Below are 17,317 nucleotides of genomic sequence, written 5' to 3' on the forward strand. Positions count from 1 at the left end.
GGGGGGGCCCCCGGGGGGGGGGTTTGGGGGGGGGGGGGGGTTGGGCCTGGCGGCCCAACGTGGGGAACTGTCAGCTCCGGCCTGGCGGCCGGAGGTTGGTGGGGTGTCATGCCTGGCGGCATGAGGGGGTTGAGTGTTGCCCTTCCCTGGCGGGAAGGGGTGGGTTGTGGGGGCGCCTGCCGGCGCCTTGATGTCATGTGGGTTTTTTGGGCAGTGATTTGATTGGCTGCCACCTCCTCCCCTGGCGGGGAGTGGTGGGTTGCGTGGGTGGTGTGGTGGGCCTGGTTGTTTCAAACGTGGTGGTGTCTGGCTTCCGTCTAATGGATGGTGTTGGGGCCGGCTCTGTGCGTGGCGGGGTGTGGTGGGCTCACGCTTGATGAGGCCGGGTTGCTTTGCTGCTCGGGAGAGTCCCTGTCGCTTCTCTTCTTCTCGTCCTGGCGGACTCGTGTGTGCTGCCGGACATCTTGAGTCTTGTACCTGCTCGCCGGTTGGTGGGTGTGCTCTCTTTGGTCTGGAGGATTGCTGTGAGCGTTGCGCTGTCCGAATCGGCCCTTCCTGCTGTCCGTCTTGCGGATCTTTCTGCTGCTCGTCGGGCCGCTTACGAGGATGGCCTGCCTCTCTTGCCTCGTCTGGGAGATCTGGGCGTCCATCTGGCACGTGAAGCGGCCCTGGGTGACGGCTCGGTGAGCCGGGTGCTGCACATCGGGGACAGCCAGTGGGTGATTTCGCTTCCGTCGGGGCTGGCCACGGCTGAGCGTGAGCGGATCGTGTCCGCTCTCTTCGCCCGGGAGCTTGGTGTCCCCGCGGAGCGGCCCCTCGTCGTGCTGCGGCGAGATCGGCACTCCAAGGAGCCCTTCCTCACCTGGTGCCCGCAAGGGTGCGTGAGCGACCACACCAGCGCCATGCGGGAGGGGACCATGCTCGAGGACATCTCCCACGACATCGGTGCAGGTGCGGCCCTTGAGCTTCCCGTCTGGGATGCCAAGGAGGGAACCGCCGACTCGCGGGTGCTGTCGGGCTCAATCCGCGTTGAACCGCATTCCAGTCAGGCCTCACGCCGAGTGCCCTACGTGAGTCTGGAGGTGTTCATGGACGAGTGGATGGAGTGCCTCGGCCCCGGCGAGCTCGCGGACGTGATTCAGACCTTGCGGGCGCACCTGGACGTGCTGGACGGTCTGTGCGGGCGGCTTGCCGAGGCCCGGCGCGTGTACAAGGGAGCGGGGGCGTGAGCAGTGAGGTAGGGATGGCTGTGTGGGGCTGGAGGGTGCCTGCGTGGTTGATCACGTGAAGTTCCCGGGAGCTGCCCATAGTGCGTTCGGGTTCGCGGTGACGCTCGATGAGCGCGGTGGGGTGCAGGCGGGTGCCGAGCTGGTGGAGCTGGATCCTGAGGAGAAGTACCCGCGGGCGTGGGAGGTCTGGGCGGACATCGCCGGCTCGTGCCTGGAACTGACGAACCCCGGTGAGATCGCTGGGCTTCAGGAACAGGTGCACGCGTTCCTCCAGGGGCTGGCGCCCCTGGCTGCGCGGCTGGCAGACATGCAGGCCGGCTCGGACCCGATGCGGGATGCGAACTGGGGGGCTGGATTCTTCGGTCAGGAGCACTGTGCCCGGGCACCGGCTGATGGCGCCGGAGTCGTGACGGCGCAGCTGTTTTGGGGGGACAGCCCGTCGTGCGGGCCTGTCGTCTCGTTCTTCTGCCCGGGATTCTCGGCGGATCTGGACGCTGATCAGACTCGGGCGTTCGCCAGGCGGCTGCGCCCGATGGCAGATGACGCCGATGTCCTGGCAGCGCGCCTGGACGGCCTGGAGGACAGGACGGCTGTCACGGCTGCGGTCGGGGCGCCAGCGCCGCCGGGGGGGGCTGACCCCGGGGCTCGTGCCGACGGATTGCAGCGGGGTGGTGATCCGGCCAAGTTCCAGCCGGTGACAGCCGAACCTGGTCGGACACCGGCGGACGTGGTCGGACACTCACGGACAAGGACGGACGTCCGCGTACGTGGGAGGGGTGTGGCCGAACCATACGGGGCCTGGGAGCGGTCGTTGTTTCATCCAGGCCGGGGTGCGCCACACTCCCCCGTATGCCGAGCTTTCAGACAAGGAAGGCGATCGGTGACGCTCACGAACAACGCGTCGCCCAGGAACTCAACCGGAGCGGATGGCACGTCAGCCCCTGGGGGCAAGGAGTCATGGGCGAGCCCGTACGGCTCGCCCTGCACCACACCAGCAGCTCGCTGCGCTGGATGCCCGACCTCATCGCCGCACAGGGACGGCAGGTCGTGCTGATCGACTGCAAGAGCCGGATGACCAGCCGGGCCAGCCGGTGGCACGTGATCGAACGGGCTGCCGTCACCGCCCACCTTCAGCTCGTCGCCTGGACCCAGCTCCCCCTGTACTACGTCTTCGACAACCTCGACCTCCTCACCCCCTACGACACCCTCAGCTACGGGCAGGAAGGCCCAAGGACCACTGCCGGCTCCGGCACGCCCTACCTCCTCGTCCCCGCCGGCCAGTCCATGCCGTTCGCGAACGTCTTCGGCCGGCCCGGCAGACTTCTGGCTGCCTGATACGGCGCAGCGGCCGCGGCACCTCGCGGTGTCTGCTGCCTGTGCGGTTGCCCTGCTTCTCTGCAGTGGCGTCCTGGTCGTGCGGCGCCATCTCTGTATCGGCTGGTCTGTCGATGCATGGGGTACGGGGGCTGACGGCCCGAGCCTGAGACCGGATCACTCTTGGCTGGCGGGCGTCGGCTGCTGGACCTGTACCGGGACTCCGTCTGGAAGCGGGGATCCTCCGGGAAGGGGACTTCGCCGGGCCGTGTGACCTGGTCCGCGGATCGCCTTTTCGATCTTGACCAGCTTGTCTTCGAGGTGCTTGGTGGGCCGGGCCTCGATGAGGATCCACTTCACTGCATCCAGGTCGACGATGTACTGCGCCGTCTCGACTTTGCCTTCCGGGCCGTTCGCGTCGACCGTGAAGGTGTAGACGCGGGGCAGGAGGTCGTTCTGGAATCGATCGTTGTTGTCGAAGAGGAAGGTGAGCCGGCGATGCGGCGGCAGGATGGGGATGCGCCGGCCGAGAACCTCCTGCATGACCTGGGTCAGGTCTGGTTCTCCCTGTCTGGGGGCCCATCCGGACTCCAGGGGCGGGTCGCAGGAGATGCGGACATCACGCGCGACAGTGGGGCCGGTGTTCTCGATGACGAGCAGCAGGGCCCCGTGCAGGGGATCCGGCTGGATGTCCACGATGACGTACGGTTCGTTCTGTTCCCGGTGAATGCGTTCAGAGAGCTTCAGTTGCCTCTTGGCGGTGCCACGGGCGATAGACGCCTGCCATACGGCGATGAGGGCGGCGACGACGGCGACGATGACTGTCCAGCCGTCGGTGCTGAGGGCTCTGAGGTGGTCCATGCGTTGACGCTACCGACAGCGTCTGACAGCGGGGTCCGTACGTCCCGCGCGTTCGGCGCCCTGCTGTCGCGTGGTCCGGCCCGCGACTTTGCACGGCCTGGACCAGTCCGCAGGTAGGCGGAGCCGTCGACAGTGACCGCTTGATGGGCGCTTACCTCATAGCGGCGCTGGCACACGTCTGGTCAAGGGATGCTTCCATGGCCTCTCTCAGTGTCTTCAACAGCATCCGTTGGCTTTATTTCAATGGATATTTTTCCTCTCTGGTTTCGATATCAAGACGCAGGGGCGCGCCAAGTCCTTCGATTAGGCGGGTTTGTCGATCGTGGGACGCATCTCGCGTGGTGGAAGTACCGGCGCAGGTGGCAGTCCGTCTCCTACGGGTCTGCTGAGACGAGAGACGGACACAGGAGGCCACTCAGCGGTTGTTGTCGTTCCAGATGTAGACGCCGGTGGTGCCTCCGCCGTACCAGCTCTCCGGGCTGATCTCCGCTGTGAGATAGGGGTGGTCGCTGATGGCCTGGTCGATCTCGGCAGGGTCGACGGAGCGGTAGGGCTGGGTGAAGACCAGAGCCGGCCGGCCGGTGTTCCGCGAAAGCCACATCGTCGTGTGGTCGTAGAAGTCCGGTTTGCTGTGACAGTCCCGTTTGGCGCAGCGGCCTTTGTCCAGCCAGTGAAGTCCGGAGGAGCAGCGTGTGTCACCGCTGCGGAGCTTGTGCTGGTCAGCCCAGTCCAGTAGGTCAGCGCGCATCTGCACGTAGATGTTCGGCCCGTAGGGCCAGTGCACCCCGTCGGTGTCGCGCCTGAGGATGTCCCGTGCCCGATTGTCCAGGTCGGTGATCAGGTTCCTGTGACTGGGGCTCTGGCAGCGTAGGCAACGCCATTGTGCGTCTCCGATACCGGCGCCGAAGAACAGCCCGCCATGCCGGGGCTGACCGCATTCCACGCAGTCGTACATGTATGAGCTCCTTCATTCTGGTCGGTCCTGGCGTTCCGGGGCGGTGCTGGCTGCCTGCGCCCCTTGACGGTGCTTCGCAGGTGCTTCTCCGCATGTCATCGTCGCTGCGATGCCTCAGCAGGAGGCAGTTTCGAGTGGGAAAGATGTGCGGTAGGTACCGGCGCGATGTCCTGGTGCGGATTGAGGGGTGGATCGCGTTCACCGTCTCTTGGACGGCGACAGCGCCGGGGAGCGTGGAAGACGTCCTGATGGAGGTCCGCGAGGAGTCCGAGAGGAGTCCGATGAGCGGGGTGTGCTCGCGCTCCCCCAGGCCGACGCCATCCTCCTGCGGCTGACCATGGACGACCTCGACGCAGTGCTCTCCGACTCCGTCATCCGCGTCTACGAGGAGTACTCCGAGGGCGGCGAGTGGACGCTCGCTCCACTGCTGCCGGCGCTGCTTATCGCGGAGGCCGGCGCCGACCGAGCAGCTCAACCGGCTCACGGACGCCGGTGATGACGCGGGACGACGCGGCACGGGCCAGCGGATCGGTCAGCTCGTCGATGAGCACCCAGGGGGCCAGGACGTGGGTGGCGAAGGTGAGCTCCACGCCGTCGGGACTGCGCTCGCGGGTGTCGGGCATGACCCCGGCATTGTTGACCAGGACGTGAAGGGATTCGTGGCGCTCACGGAACCCGCGGGCGAAGCCGCGCAGCGAAGCGAGGCTGCTCACATCGCACACCCCGGGGTGTACGCGTTCCGCGGCCGAAGGCACGCGTTGCCGGATCAGGCGAACGACGTCCTCGGCACGTTCATGATTGCGGGCCAGGGCATGGACCTGAGCACCGAGTCGTACGAATCCGACCGCCGCCGCCTGCCCGATGCCGGACGCGGCCCCCGTCACGACCACGACCTTGCCGTCCATCCGGCCACCGTCCGCCGGCCAGCCCGGCATCCGGCGCCGTACATACAGACCGGGCCTGCCGTAGCCGAGCACGATCGACCGGTCCAGAACGGTATCGACCACCGACTCCAGGTTCATACTCGGCGGCTGCCCACAACCGTCGCTGCCACTCAGACCTGCGCCCCTGGTGAGCCGAGAAGGGGGGCGGGGGGGACGCCGAGCAGGTGTGGAGGGTCCTCCGACCGGTGGTTCTGGTCCTAGGCGGGCACTCCCGCAATTCTCATCCCGCTCGCCTCACGCGGACTTGCGCCGCTTGGCCGTCGTCTTCTTCGCCGGGGCCTCCGGCGGACTGCGCCTCACCCTCACCTGGCCAAACCGTCTGCGCGGCCACGCCGCCCCCACCGCGGTCGGCGGAATCGTCCGCCACGCCCTTCCCACGCCGCCCCGGGCGCCGACTGCCCGTGCGCCCGGCAGACCTGCGGCGGCATCATCCCCACGCCCTGGTGCCCCGACCACGGCACCGCCGCCGCGCCCGCCAGGGAGTGGCACCCCGCCAGCGGCATCCGGTGCGCTCACGTCCGCCCCGGCCCCGGCCGGGGCGGACGCGTATGGACCCTGGACAGGGGTAGCCGCGCAGGGCAGACCTGCGGCACCCCTGACCCGGCTGCACGTCGCTTCCCCTCCTGCACGTGCAGCCGACCCCGCCTGCAGCTCGCCCGGAACCACACCGTGGGAGAGGCTGGGTGGATGAGCACGACGCCGATCACCGTTCACCGGCCCTCGCCGTCCGGAGGCCGGCGGGTGACCGCACACCACCACGGCCAGGACGAGATCCTGGGCGTCGCCTACTCGGATCACGACCTGCTGGTGTTCCTCGACCGCGCGGGCGTCCCCGACCCCGAGACGGCCCTCGACGACCCGGCATGGATCGAGTGGCGCGGAGGCCGCGCCCACCAGTGGGACGCCGCCTGACCACTGAGGCCGCCCCGGCCACCGCCCCCGGGCTTACTCGGGCGGGTGCCGCCCGGTGGGGCCGTCACTTCGCGCAGACCGCCTGGGCGTTGATCTGGTCCCGCGTCAGGGTTTTCCCCTTGTCCGTCAGGTATTCGTCCAGCCCCAGGGATCTCCCTTTCAGACGGGAGGGTGTGACCCAGTGGTCCTGGCCGTCCTGCTCCTGTCCCCCGGAGCGTTCGGTCACTGCTACGTAGTAGCCGTCCGGCAACGGGGACTTCACGGCCTCGTGCTCTCGGAAATCGGCGTCCGTGCCGATCACGAACACACCGCGCTTCGCTTCCTCCGTGGCAGGGTCCCGCCCGCTCCACAGAGTGGTGAAACCGTCGCCGTCCGCTCCGCTGCCCGTCGCCTCGACATAGACGCTGGCGCCGGCCACCTCATGCGCGGCACACAGCGGATACGCCACCACCACATTGCCCGTGGCGTCCAGACGGAAACCGAAGTCGACCTGACGGGGAGCCGGGCCCGCGAGCGTGCAGCCCGTCAGGACGAGTGCCGCCGTCACTGGGACGGCGGTGGCGGCGGTCACCCGGAGCGCTCGTGTCAGGGGGTGCCGCACGGGTAGTCCCCCTTGGCGAGATCGGCGTCGATCTCGTACTGGTTGGTGCACGGGTCCAGACCTTCGCCGAAGTAGCCCCAGATCATCGCGATGCCCTCCTTGTCCCACTGCTGGTGGTGGACCCGCTCGTGACTCGGGGAGGTGCGGGGACCGGGAAGGGCCCGCAGGACGGGGACTGACCAGTCGTGACCTGCGGGCCCAACGCCACAGTAGCGGCGGTACGGGGGCGTTCCGCCCCGTATGGAGAGCCCGTTGCTACGGGGCGGGGGTGTAGTGCACGACGGTCGTCTCGCACGCCTCCGCGTACACCGCCAGCGCGTCGGCCTCCGCCTGGTCGACGGACAGCCCCCAGCGCAGCTTCGTCGCGGTCCACTCCCCCACGTACCGACAGTGCGCGTCCGGGAGCGGCGGCATCCACTCGGCGGGGTCCCGGTCTGGCGGTGGGATCGCGCGCGGTGACCGCGACGGGCGGCATCGAGGTCGCCTGGCCGCTCGGGTGTGCCGCCCGCTGTTCGCCAGTCCGCGCCTGCGCCGACTGGCGGGGCGCACGATCCGGGGCGCGCGCTTGCCCATCGCGGGTGGGATGCGGAGCGCGTGCTCGCTGCCGGCTTCCCGACGCGGCCTCGTGCGGCTGTGGAGATCATTTGCGCCGGGGTGTGCGCTCCGGAGCACGCCTGGTCTGCACTCTCGCCTCCCGATTACACATTGTAGTGGTGAGGCTCCCGATGTGGATGTGATGCATGCCTGTGCGGGCGATTAACTCCTTACCTGCCCGCACGGGGCAGGTCCACTGATCACAAGGAGTGACCATGTCGCCGAAGAGGGTTTCACCCGAGGACACCAAGTCGCAGCCGGCCCCGGCCCCCGCCCCGGCCCAGGCGCCTCAGCCGACGAGCCTGAAGGCCGAGACGACGAAGGGCCAGTTGGGGGGCGGGCTGTCCGCGCAGGGCCGGGCCCGTCTGACGTGCAAGGGAAAGCCTGTGGCCTGGCAGGACATCGAGTGGTACGCCGGCAAGCACGGTGAGCTCCTCGGCACCTCGCAGACCGACGCGAGGGGAATCGCCGAAATGGAGGGCGGAAGCATCAGCGGCATCTTCACCTCCCTCATGGGCGAGATCGGCGGGTACTCGGTCAAGTACCTCGGCAACGACGAGTACCTGCCCTCCGAGGACCACGGACGGGTCGTCCCGCTGTTCGACATCGGCAGCTGACGCGCGGAGGCCGACCGTGAGGCGAGGGCACTCGCTGTCCCCCTCCCGGCGCACAGCAACCGCATCCCCGACGGCGTCCACCATGCCGGTGAGCCCGCCGATCTGACCCACCGGCGCGCTTTGCGCCGCCGTCGCTGCATCCTTAATCCCCGCCGGGACGCTCTGCACCGGGCCCGCCCAGGCATGGGGGCCGGCGCGTTCCGCGAGCCGGCCCCCGGGTCGGCACATCCAACTTCCGAAGGCGCGGCAACGCCATCGGCATGGCTGCCCACACGCCTGCGGCGGTGCCCACATGCGAGGCGCCCAGGAGTGTCTGCCCAGCCGCAGTTCCCGGCCGCGTGGATGGATCCCCTCCCCACCGCCGTCCCTGCATGAAGCGGCGGAACCATCTCCCAACGGAAGGAAACGCATGAACAAGCGCACATCCGTCGGCGCCCTGCTGGGCGCCACAGTCCTGGCCACCACCGCCGCCCTCACCCCTGCGGCAGCGGCCCCGAACCTCATCAAGAACGGCACCTTCTCCGATCCCAACGCCCCGGCCGGAGGCTACGTCGAGTACGAGGACGGCGAGAACATCGGCCCCTGGCAGGTCGGCGCCTCCACCCCGCGAGGCGGCGTGACGCTCTACAGCCGCGCCCTCACCCAGTACACCTACCAGGCGGTCGACATCGGACCGGGAACCCTCTCCCAGGACTTCGAGGCGGACGAGGGCTCCGTGGTCAGCGTCACCTGGAAGCACGCCCGCAACACCGACCCCGCATGCGCCAAGGACATGGGCGACCAGTCCTACAGCGCCCAGGTGATCCCCCCGCCCACCTCGGACCCCGTGGGCGACTCCTACACCCCCATCGGCCCCCGCTTCGCCTCGATCAACAGAAGCCTCCAGTTCATCGCCGGCGAAGACCACTTCACCCTGGAGTTCGCCGGCCGCGCACCCGGCGGATGCGGCCCCCTGATCACCGACGTCGTCGCCAAGGTCATCGGCCACGTCACCCCCTGACACCCCGATACCTCCTGCCGTCCCGCGGACTGAACAGCAGAGCGGACCACCGAGCGCCCGGCAGGAGCCCACGCCTTCGGCCGGACGGATCCGGGCACATCCGGACCCGTCCGGCCAGGCCCCCCTACTCCACAGCGGGAACCCTCATGGCCAGCAGGTGTGCCAGCCCGCTCGCCGCCCGCCCCTCCTGCGAGTCGTCCGCGAAATGCGACAGCGTCGCGATCAGCGTGCGCGCCTCTTCGACTGTCAGCAGCGCAACCCTCGGACCGGGGAGCAGCCCGTCATCGAACGCGAAGTCGTCCATGCCTCACCCAGCGGGCGTGTAGTGCACGACGGTCGTCTCGCACGCCTCCGCGTAGACCGCCAGCGCGTCGGCCTCCGCCTGGTCGACGGACAGCCCCCAGCGCAGCTTCGTGGCGGTCCACTCCCCCACGTACCGGCAGTGGACGTCGGGCAGCGGCGGCATCCACTCGGCCGGGTCACGGTCGGCCTTCGCCTGGTTGACGCGGTCGGTGACCGCGACGAGCGAGACCGAAGCGTCCTGGTCGTTCGCGTACGCCTCCCGGCGCTGCGCGGTCCAGGCGCTCGCACCGGAGTCCCACGCCTCGGCGAGCGGCACGACGTGGTCGATGTCGATATCGGCCGTGTCCGTCAGGGTGCGGCCGTCGTAGTAGCTGAACCACGCCCCTCCGGTGATCTTGCAGCGCGGGCCGACCTGCGGGGCCTCGACCGCCTCAGCGAGAAGTACCTCGTTACGGGTGTGGCAGCCGTCGGCGGGGTCGAGCCCCTTGTTCCAGTGCCTGAAGGAGTCGCGGTCGTAGCCGGTGCGTTCCTCGACCGCGACCGGGAGCCGGTCGACAGCGTCCGCGAGCGGCAGAACCGCCGCAGCCGCCGGCGCGGACTGAGCGGCCGAGGCCGGGGCGGCGACGGCGAGAGGAGCGAGGGCAAGGAGGAGCGCGGCACTGCGGCGCGCAAGGTTCATGATCACGAACCCAGAGCCTGCCCGACCGGGAGCCCTCAACGTGCGAGAACGCACCGGGCTGGTCCGTCATCCGGGTGGCGGATTCACCGCCGAAACGATCCGACAACACCGCAGGTTGACGCCCGTCAGGCGTCGTCGAACCCGATGCCGAAACCCTTGAACACCGGGGAGTGGCCGACTGGGAGAGTCGGTGCCCGTCGTTGTCGCAGTTCCCGGGCGAGAGAGCGGGGCAGACCCAGCAGTCCGGCCTTCGTGGTGCTGTAGGTGACGAGGCTCAGCCAGCCGGGGCAGACATTGACGCTGTCGATGTTCACGATCCGGGGCCCCAACGGCGTTCGGTCGGAACCATAACTGCCCCCACTCATGCAGTCTCCTGGGTACCGTGCTGCTGACGAACACCGTACGGACACCCCGGTGATCAGCCCGGTGGTCCGACGGTTTGGGAGGTGTCCTGATGCTGGAGGAAGCCGAGGAGATCGGCCGACGCGTCCGCAGGGCGAGGCTGCGCCTCGGGATGCCACAGGCGGATCTCGCGACGGCCCTGGGGAAGTCGCAGGGCTGGGTGTCGAAGATGGAGCGAGGCCTGATCGAGCTGGACCGGGTCGGACTGCTCAACCAAGTGGCTGCGGAGCTGCACGTCCACCCGAACGACCTGATCGGGCGCCCGTACAGCAGCTCCCCCGGCGACAACCAGTGGCAGGTGGCCGCCTCTTCGATCCTGCGGGAGCTGCGCCGCTACGACCTCTCCCCGGTCTTCGACGGGACGCCGAGGCCGGCCTCGCAGCTGTGGGGTGAGGTGACCCGCCTGCATCGGCTGCGCGACGCCGCCTCGAACGTGGCGATCCTGCGGGTCCTGCCGGACCTGTTCCGTGAGGCGCGGGCTCTGGCCGAGGTGTCGGAGGGGCACGAGCGGGAGGAGGCGTACGCGATCTACGCGGTGTGCTGCAAGTTCGCCCACACGGCCGCCCACTCCCTCGGCCACCCCGAACTGGTCGCGATGGCCTGCGAGCGGGCCGCGTGGTCGGCCCGCCTTTCCGGGGACCCGGTGCTGCCCGCGGTCGCGGACTGGATGCGGGTCTGGGACATGTGGGCCACGGCCGACTGGTCGGACGCGCTCACGCTCTCGGACAAGGCCCTCGGCTCGGTGCAGCAGGCGTACGAGGACGGTGAGCCGCTGGCTGTACGGGCCTGGGGAACGCTCCAGCTGCGGGCGGCGGTCTCGGCTGCCCGCGCCGGCCGGGCGTCTGAGGCGGAGGACCGGATCGGGTACGCGAAGGATGCCGCCGAGCGGATGGACGCGTACACCGGGGTGCCGGTGTACGACCGGCACTCGTTGACGTTCTCCGCGGGGAACGTGCAGATCCACGCGATCAGCGTGGCCCTGGAGATGGGCGAGCAGGGCAAGGCTCTGGAGATCAACCGCCGCACCAGCCCCGAGCTGGTGGGCGCTCTTCCCAACTCGCGTCAGGGGCACCATCACATGGACATCGCGCGGGCGTGGCTGTGGGATGGCAACCGGGACAAGGCCCTCGGCGAGTTGGAGACCGCCGAGCGGATCGCCCCCCAGCTGGTACGCAACCACCCCATCGCCCGCTCCACGCTCCGTAGCATCGTCTACGCCGAACGGGCAGCCACGCGGGAGAAGTTGCGGCGCATGTCCGACCGCTTTCACCTGGACGGATAGGGGCCGTATTCCTCCGGCTCATATTTGGGGTGGCGGCGGTTCCTAGCTTCGGGGCATGACCGGACGACGTTCTGCCCATCTCCCCTCGCAAGGAGCCGAGTTAGGAACAGCGGCTCCCTTCTTCCCTCAGCTCGGCGACCTCGCCGCCGACTCCGCCCGCGAGGGCCGGGTTGGCGTCGTGGTCAACCTTCCCGGTGAGGGCTCCGCCACCACCTTCCACTTGCGGCCGCCCGGCGGCGGGCCCGCCTGGTCCGCGCCGGCGGACGGCACGACACTGCGCCCGGTGCCGGCGCAGGCCACCCACGCCACGCTGCTGCCCGGCCGCGACGCGGTCTACGACCCGCGCGCCCGCCAAGGTTCGGTGCCCGTCGAGATCTACTTCGAGGACGGCTCGTCTCGCGAGGGAGCCCTCGTCCTCACCTCGGCCGAGCTGGAACGGCTGTACGCGCAGACCAGCCGCCTCCTCGCCGCACACGAGAACGCCCTCGGCGAAACCTCGTGAGCGGGGCCCGACACCGTACTCCTCGCTCCACGTCCTTCGTACGGGCGGACCACAGCGGCCGGATCGCCCTGGCGTTCCTCGCCTTCGCCAGCCTGGCCGGACCGATCTGGACGCTGCGTACCCACGCCGGTCAGCTCCTCGATGTCACGGTCCACCAAGCGGTCGTGGTCACACCGGACAGTATCTCGGCGCCCTCACCACCGACCGCTGAACAGCGAAGCGCGTGGTGAGCAGCGGCTCGGTCGTACCGCCTCTTGCAGCCACACCACCCCGACCACCTGCGATCAGGAGGTTCTGATGGATCTTGTCCCCGCCCGTACTAGAGGCGTCGACGCCGTCACCGTCCGCCCCGGCCGTCCGCTCGCCGGGACGGTCCGGGTGGACGGCTCGAAGAACGCGGCTCTGCCGCTGTTAGCCGCCGCCGCGTCCCTGGGCCGCGGAGTCCGCCTGTCCGGCATCCCGGCCAGCGCCGACGTCCAGAGGATGCTCGGCCTACTGGAACAATGCGGCTACCGCGTCGCCCGCCCGGTCGCCGAACCGGGAGCCGTGATCGTGGTGCCCAAGGAGCACCTGGCCGCCGCGCCCGATCTGACCGACGCCGGGCAGATCAGGGCCTCCTACTACCTGGTGGCTCCACTGCTGGCCGCCTACGGGCAGGCGGCCCTTCCCTGGCCGGGTGGCTGTCAGATCGGTGACCGCGGGATGGAGCTGCACTTCACCGTCTACGAGGCATTCGGTGACATCGTCCTGCTCGATGACACCGGATACCGGATCCTTGCCGCCGACCGGGCCCGCGACAAGGTCGTCCTGGCGCTGCCGTTCCGCTCGCGGGGAGCGAGCATCGCCGCGATCTGCCGGGCGGTCGTGGCCGGCTGCTGTCTGGAACTGGGGAACCCCAACCTGTCCCCGGAGACCACGGGCGTGCTCGCCTCCTTACAGTCCGCCGGGTGGACGGCCCAGGCCGACAGCGGCACGATCACGCTGGCCCCGCCGCCGGGCGTCCCGGCCGGGACCGTCGCCTGGACGGTTCCCGGCGACAAGATCGAGGCGGGAACCCTGGCCTGCGCGATCGCTGCCACTGGTGGTGAAGGGTGCATCGAAGGCGTGGCTGGAGCGGATCTCAAGGTGCTGGCCGGCCTGCTGGACTGGGCCGGTATCCCGGTCTCCCTCGCCCCCGACGCGATCACCGTCTACCGGGCCCGCACCGTGAGCGGACGGCCGCTGCAGGCGGTTGCTTCCTTGGCCCCGGACGGCTTGGACGCCGACTTCGAGCCCGCGTTGGTGGCCCTGGCCCTTACTCTGCCGGGCACCCATCTGTTCGCGGACGGCATCAACCCTGGCCGCCATGGAAACCTCCTCTCCCAGCTCGCCCGGCTCGGAGCGGTGATCGAGGAACTCTCTCCCACGCAGTGCCGCTTGGACGGACCACAGCGCCTGAACGGCACCACCGTGAAGGCCACCGACATCCGCACCGGCTCCGCTCTTCTGATCGCCGGCCTCGGTGCCCGGGGCGCCACTATTGTCAGTGGGCTCGATCAGCTGCGTCGCGGTCACGCCGACCTGCCCGCCAAGCTCCGTGCCCTCGGTGCCGACCTCACCGACGTGCCGTGATGAGCAGGACGTATGGCCAGATCGTGGCCACCACCGACCTGCACTCCGCTCTCGACCAGGCCAGCAGGCTCCTGCCGCACCTGCACCAGCTCAAGGCGACCTCGCTCATCGCCGACTGTGGCGACTTCTTCGAGGGCACCGGCTACTACCAGCTGGGCCAGGGCACTATCGAGCGGGAGATCCTCACGTCGCTGTACGACGTGCTGGCGCCCGGCAACCACGGCTGGCCCCACTACTTTGAGCCCGGTCTGCGCGAGATGACGGTCTGCGCCAACGCCATCGATTCCACCGGGCGGCCGCTCTTCGACCGCCTCCGTGTCGTAGAGATGCACGGCCGCCGGGTCGCCGTCACCGCAGTCATCGGCGTCAGCGTGTTCCTGACTGTCCCCCTCAATCAGCGGGTAGGACATCGTGTCACCGACCCCGTGGCAGCGCTGCGTGAGCTGATGCTGGCGCACCACCATTACGTGGACTCCTGGATCGTGCTGTCCCACTCCGGCTTCGACGAGGATCTCAAGCTCGCCGAAGCCTGCCCGTTCGTGGACGTCGTTTTCGCCGGCCACTGCCACAGCGACACCTATGGCCCCGTGCACGTCGGCGACACCCTCGTGGTCAAGGGCCGTGAGCTGGCCGACGGATACGCCGCAGCCGAACCCGTCGGCTCCGGCTGGGCCGCCCGTACCGCCGTCTTCCCCGCCCCCGCGATGGTCCCGGACGAGCTCGCCGCCCTGGGCAAGAAGATCGACTCCATCTGCCGAACACTCGGCACTCCCCTCGGTACCGTCAAGGATCCCTACCGCGGCGCCGTCCTCGACCGTCACCGGCTTCTCCAGGACGTCGCATCCCGCCTTCGCACTGGCCTCGGCGCCGATGCTGTCGTCCTGAACGACACCGCCCTACGGCCCGCCTACCTCAGCGACGTTCTGACGCTCGGAAACCTGCTGGCCATCGAGCCGTTCGGCAACCAGCTCGTTCACACCGTCCTCGCGGACCGACACACGCGAACCCCGGCCGGACTGCTCTCGCACCTGACCAAGCAAACCGGCCCGCTGGCCATCTCCCCGTGGCCTCTGCCACCGGACATCCGGTCCGTACTGACGACCGGCTATCTCGCCGACACCTACCTCGGCGGGCATACCCGCCAGGCCGGCCTCCGGCTCGGTGAGGTCGTCCGCCGCGCCCTCGCCATCCCGCTGCCCGACCAGGAAGGCGCACGATGATCCTCACCGGCCCCGAGATCACCGCCGCCGCTCATGACGGCCGCCTGACGATCAGCCCGTTCGAACCCGGGCAGGTCAACCCCAACAGCTACAACGTCCGCCTCGGCCCCACCCTGCTGACCTACACGACCGCCGTCATCGACGCCCACCAGCCCAACCCGACCGCGACGGTCGAGATCGGCGAGGACGGGTACGTCCTCCAGCCCAGCGAGCTCTACCTCGGCCACACCCTCGAACAGGTCGGCTCCGACACCTTCGTCCCGCTGCTCTTCGGCCGTTCCTCCGTCGGCCGGCTCGGCCTGTTCGTCGAGATCACCGCCCCCATCGGCGACATCGGCTTCCACGGCCAGTGGACCCTGATGCTCTCCCCGATCCGGCCCCTGCGCGTGTACGCGGGCATGAAGATCGGACAGATCATGTTCTTCGTCTCCACCGGAGTCATCGACCTGTATGCGGGCAAGTACCAGGCCGCCGACGGCCCCCAGCCCTCCCGCTACTGGCGGGACCTCGCCCGCATCGGGGCGGTCACCTCGTGATCCTCACCGGCCCCGCGATCAGAGCAGCCGTCCACGCCGGCGAGATCACCATCGACCCGTACGACCCCGCCCGCGTCTCCCCGAACGCCTACGACTGGAGCCTCGGCGCCACCCTCCGCGTCTGCGCCGGCGACCTCGACGCCGCCGCCCCCACCCCCTACACCGAGCAGACGATCCCCAGCACCGGTCTGGTCCTCCAGCCCGGAGTGCTCTACCTCGGCGTTACCCACGAGCGCACCGGCTCTGAGGCGTACGCGCAGATGCTCAACGGCGACCGGACCATCGGCGCCCTGGGCATCTGGGTCCACGTCTCCGCCCCGCTCGGGCACCAGGGGCATGCGATCCGCTGGACCTTGGAGATCCGGGCCGCCCGGCCTGTCCGCGTCTATCGGGGCATGACGTTCGGCAAGCTGGTCTTCCTGACCACCCAGGGCACACCGGCCAGCTATCAGCGGCAGCTGGCGAAGTACGCCACCACCGAGGGAATCGACATCTCCCGCCTCTACGAGGAGATCGCCGGAGGCAGCCGATGAACTCCCTCGCCCGTCCCGCCCCGGGGCCGCTGACGGCCACGTTCCTGGACCTGCCCGCCGACAGTCCCGGCGGCAGCGTCGAACTCTTCCTCGACCTCTACACCGGCGAGAAACCCCTCATCCCCGCAAGGGCCTTCATGCTCACCCCGACCGGGCCCCGCCCCAGGACTCCAGCCGGCCTCGACCTGCTCAGCGTGGCCGGCAAGTGCCTGGAGGGACCGGCCTTCAGCCGGTACGTCGCTCAGCTGCGCAGAGCCCTGACGGCCGCGCTCGCTCACTCCGGGATCGACGTCCTTCACCTGCACCACCTCACCTTCGGGGCGACTCCCGCCCTGATGAGGGCCCTGCCCGCGCACCCCCGCATCGCCCTGGTCCACGGCACTGACCTGCTCTTCGCCGAAGCCCACCGCGACCAGCTCCAGGTCCTGCGGGCGACCGCCCGGGCCGCCGACGCCATCGTCGTCCCCACCGGCACCATGGCAGACCACCTCCTCAAGCTCGCCCCGCAGACCGACCGCCGCAAGATCACCCACATCCCCTGGGGCATCCCCGACCGCCTCCTCACCCACCCGCCCCTCCGTACCACCCGCACGTCCAAGAGCCACCTCCGCCTGCTCTACGCGGGCCGCCTGACCGCGGAGAAGGGCGTCGAGGCCCTGCTCCGAAGCGTGGCCCCGCTCCAAGGCGTCGAACTCTCGATCGCCGCACCCACAGCCCAGTTCCGCGCGTTGGCCCCCCGGCTGCAACGGGCCGGGGTGAGGGCCCGCTATCTCGGCTGGCTCAGCCGCCCTCAGCTGTGGAAGACGTTCGCCGACCACGACGTGCTCGTCATGCCCTCCACGACCCTGGAGGCCATGGGCCTGGTCGCCCTGGAAGCCCAAGCCTGCGGCCTCCCCGTCCTCTACCAGCCCGTCCCCGGCCTCAGCGAAGCCCTCGCCCGCACCGGTATGGCGACCGACTTCACCCGCCCCTCGGCGCTCACCCGGAATCTGGACCGCCTGCGAACGGAACCCGGTCTCCTCCCGGTCTTCAGGCAGGCCGGGTACGCCAACGCCGCCCGGTATCCCCTGTCGCAGACCGCCCGAGAACTGGCCGGCCTAGGCAGCCAGCTCACCTGAGGACCACCCGGGCCGAGCCCTCCGCGACCCCCGGCACGCCGTTGCTCGGCCCGACCGGCCCACGTCACTACGCTGGCCGCTGGGGTGCCCACACGAAGAGGGAG

General features: G+C 69.5%; 21 protein-coding genes. 13 read left to right on the top strand and 8 right to left on the bottom strand.

All coding sequences use genetic code 11. The features are described from left to right. Positions 1 to 524 precede the first annotated feature (524 nt). Positions 525 to 1,229: a DUF6907 domain-containing protein gene (locus ACFYT9_RS26545; RefSeq protein WP_389167938.1), complete on the top strand. Its 705-nt coding sequence runs from the start codon at positions 525 to 527 to the stop codon at positions 1,227 to 1,229. 957 nt (positions 1,230 to 2,186) lie between these two features. Then, complete coding sequence (locus ACFYT9_RS26550) at positions 2,187 to 2,564, top strand: hypothetical protein (RefSeq protein ID WP_389167941.1); 378 nt, start codon at positions 2,187 to 2,189, stop codon at positions 2,562 to 2,564. Between the two features lie 156 nt (positions 2,565 to 2,720). Here the strand turns inward: ACFYT9_RS26550 and ACFYT9_RS26555 are convergent, their stop codons facing one another. Both ACFYT9_RS26555 and ACFYT9_RS26560 read right to left on the bottom strand, forming a co-directional pair. Beyond that, positions 2,721 to 3,404 carry a hypothetical protein gene (locus ACFYT9_RS26555; protein WP_389167944.1) on the bottom strand — a complete coding sequence of 228 codons (684 nt, stop codon included), beginning with the start codon at positions 3,402 to 3,404 and terminating at the stop codon, positions 2,721 to 2,723. 415 nt (positions 3,405 to 3,819) lie between these two features. Continuing rightward, a complete protein-coding gene (locus ACFYT9_RS26560) occupies positions 3,820 to 4,359 on the bottom strand; it encodes a hypothetical protein (RefSeq protein ID WP_389167947.1) in 540 nt (179 codons plus the stop codon). Positions 4,360 to 4,651: 292 nt separating this feature from the next. On the opposite strand from ACFYT9_RS26560, the gene ACFYT9_RS26565 reads away from it, so the two are divergent. Then, positions 4,652 to 4,855, top strand: coding sequence for a hypothetical protein (locus tag ACFYT9_RS26565; RefSeq protein WP_389167949.1), 204 nt, complete (start codon positions 4,652 to 4,654; stop codon positions 4,853 to 4,855). Here ACFYT9_RS26565 and ACFYT9_RS26570 read toward each other — a convergent pair. Then, on the bottom strand, positions 4,800 to 5,381 hold the full coding sequence (locus ACFYT9_RS26570; protein WP_389167952.1) for an SDR family NAD(P)-dependent oxidoreductase: 582 nt from the start codon (positions 5,379 to 5,381) through the stop codon (positions 4,800 to 4,802). The genes ACFYT9_RS26565 and ACFYT9_RS26570 overlap by 56 nt on opposite strands. A 609-nt stretch (positions 5,382 to 5,990) precedes the next feature. On the opposite strand from ACFYT9_RS26570, the gene ACFYT9_RS26575 reads away from it, so the two are divergent. Further along, positions 5,991 to 6,215 carry a hypothetical protein gene (locus tag ACFYT9_RS26575; RefSeq protein ID WP_389167954.1) on the top strand — a complete coding sequence of 75 codons (225 nt, stop codon included), beginning with the start codon at positions 5,991 to 5,993 and terminating at the stop codon, positions 6,213 to 6,215. Positions 6,216 to 6,279: 64 nt separating this feature from the next. Here ACFYT9_RS26575 and ACFYT9_RS26580 read toward each other — a convergent pair whose 3' ends face one another. Continuing rightward, positions 6,280 to 6,786 carry a hypothetical protein gene (locus ACFYT9_RS26580; RefSeq protein WP_389167957.1) on the bottom strand — a complete coding sequence of 169 codons (507 nt, stop codon included), beginning with the start codon at positions 6,784 to 6,786 and terminating at the stop codon, positions 6,280 to 6,282. Between the two features lie 285 nt (positions 6,787 to 7,071). Then, positions 7,072 to 7,197: a hypothetical protein gene (locus ACFYT9_RS26585; protein ID WP_389167958.1), complete on the bottom strand. Its 126-nt coding sequence runs from the start codon at positions 7,195 to 7,197 to the stop codon at positions 7,072 to 7,074. Positions 7,198 to 7,625: 428 nt separating this feature from the next. On the opposite strand from ACFYT9_RS26585, the gene ACFYT9_RS26590 reads away from it, so the two are divergent. Then, a complete protein-coding gene (locus ACFYT9_RS26590; protein WP_389167960.1) occupies positions 7,626 to 8,027 on the top strand; it encodes a hypothetical protein in 402 nt (133 codons plus the stop codon). Positions 8,028 to 8,436: 409 nt separating this feature from the next. Further along, entirely contained in the window at positions 8,437 to 9,027 is a 591-nt protein-coding gene (locus ACFYT9_RS26595; protein WP_389167963.1) for a hypothetical protein, read from the top strand. A 124-nt stretch (positions 9,028 to 9,151) separates the two neighbouring features. Here the strand turns inward: ACFYT9_RS26595 and ACFYT9_RS26600 are convergent, their stop codons facing one another. The 3 genes from ACFYT9_RS26600 to ACFYT9_RS26610 form a co-directional block, all read right to left on the bottom strand. Next, complete coding sequence (locus ACFYT9_RS26600; protein ID WP_389167965.1) at positions 9,152 to 9,331, bottom strand: hypothetical protein; 180 nt, start codon at positions 9,329 to 9,331, stop codon at positions 9,152 to 9,154. A gap of 3 nt (positions 9,332 to 9,334) precedes the next feature. Beyond that, positions 9,335 to 10,015, bottom strand: a complete 681-nt coding sequence (locus ACFYT9_RS26605) for an HNH endonuclease family protein (protein WP_389167968.1) — start codon at positions 10,013 to 10,015, stop codon at positions 9,335 to 9,337. A gap of 119 nt (positions 10,016 to 10,134) precedes the next feature. Continuing rightward, a complete protein-coding gene (locus tag ACFYT9_RS26610; protein WP_389167971.1) occupies positions 10,135 to 10,323 on the bottom strand; it encodes a hypothetical protein in 189 nt (62 codons plus the stop codon). Positions 10,324 to 10,463: 140 nt separating this feature from the next. Between ACFYT9_RS26610 and ACFYT9_RS26615 the strand changes: the two genes are divergently transcribed. The 7 genes from ACFYT9_RS26615 (at position 10,464) to ACFYT9_RS26645 (ending at position 17,213) form a co-directional block, all read left to right on the top strand. Further along, positions 10,464 to 11,693 carry a helix-turn-helix domain-containing protein gene (locus tag ACFYT9_RS26615; RefSeq protein WP_389167974.1) on the top strand — a complete coding sequence of 410 codons (1,230 nt, stop codon included), beginning with the start codon at positions 10,464 to 10,466 and terminating at the stop codon, positions 11,691 to 11,693. 55 nt (positions 11,694 to 11,748) lie between these two features. Then, a complete protein-coding gene (locus ACFYT9_RS26620; RefSeq protein ID WP_389167976.1) occupies positions 11,749 to 12,195 on the top strand; it encodes a hypothetical protein in 447 nt (148 codons plus the stop codon). 297 nt (positions 12,196 to 12,492) lie between these two features. Further along, positions 12,493 to 13,806, top strand: a complete 1,314-nt coding sequence (locus ACFYT9_RS26625; protein ID WP_389167979.1) for a UDP-N-acetylglucosamine 1-carboxyvinyltransferase — start codon at positions 12,493 to 12,495, stop codon at positions 13,804 to 13,806. Then, positions 13,806 to 15,026, top strand: coding sequence for a metallophosphoesterase (locus ACFYT9_RS26630; protein WP_389167980.1), 1,221 nt, complete (start codon positions 13,806 to 13,808; stop codon positions 15,024 to 15,026). Before ACFYT9_RS26625 ends, ACFYT9_RS26630 begins: the two co-directional genes overlap by 1 nt. After that, complete coding sequence (gene dcd, locus ACFYT9_RS26635; protein WP_389167982.1) at positions 15,023 to 15,562, top strand: dCTP deaminase; 540 nt, start codon at positions 15,023 to 15,025, stop codon at positions 15,560 to 15,562. The genes ACFYT9_RS26630 and dcd overlap by 4 nt, the downstream gene beginning before the upstream one ends. Next, positions 15,559 to 16,095 carry a deoxycytidine triphosphate deaminase gene (locus tag ACFYT9_RS26640; protein WP_389167984.1) on the top strand — a complete coding sequence of 179 codons (537 nt, stop codon included), beginning with the start codon at positions 15,559 to 15,561 and terminating at the stop codon, positions 16,093 to 16,095. Before dcd ends, ACFYT9_RS26640 begins: the two co-directional genes overlap by 4 nt. Continuing rightward, positions 16,092 to 17,213, top strand: coding sequence for a glycosyltransferase family 4 protein (locus tag ACFYT9_RS26645; protein WP_389167987.1), 1,122 nt, complete (start codon positions 16,092 to 16,094; stop codon positions 17,211 to 17,213). The genes ACFYT9_RS26640 and ACFYT9_RS26645 overlap by 4 nt, the downstream gene beginning before the upstream one ends. The last annotated feature ends 104 nt before the right edge of the window (positions 17,214 to 17,317 follow it).

Origin of the sequence: Streptomyces sp. NPDC004435, assembly GCF_042873895.1 — a bacterium.
Classification (GTDB): domain Bacteria; phylum Actinomycetota; class Actinomycetes; order Streptomycetales; family Streptomycetaceae; genus Streptomyces.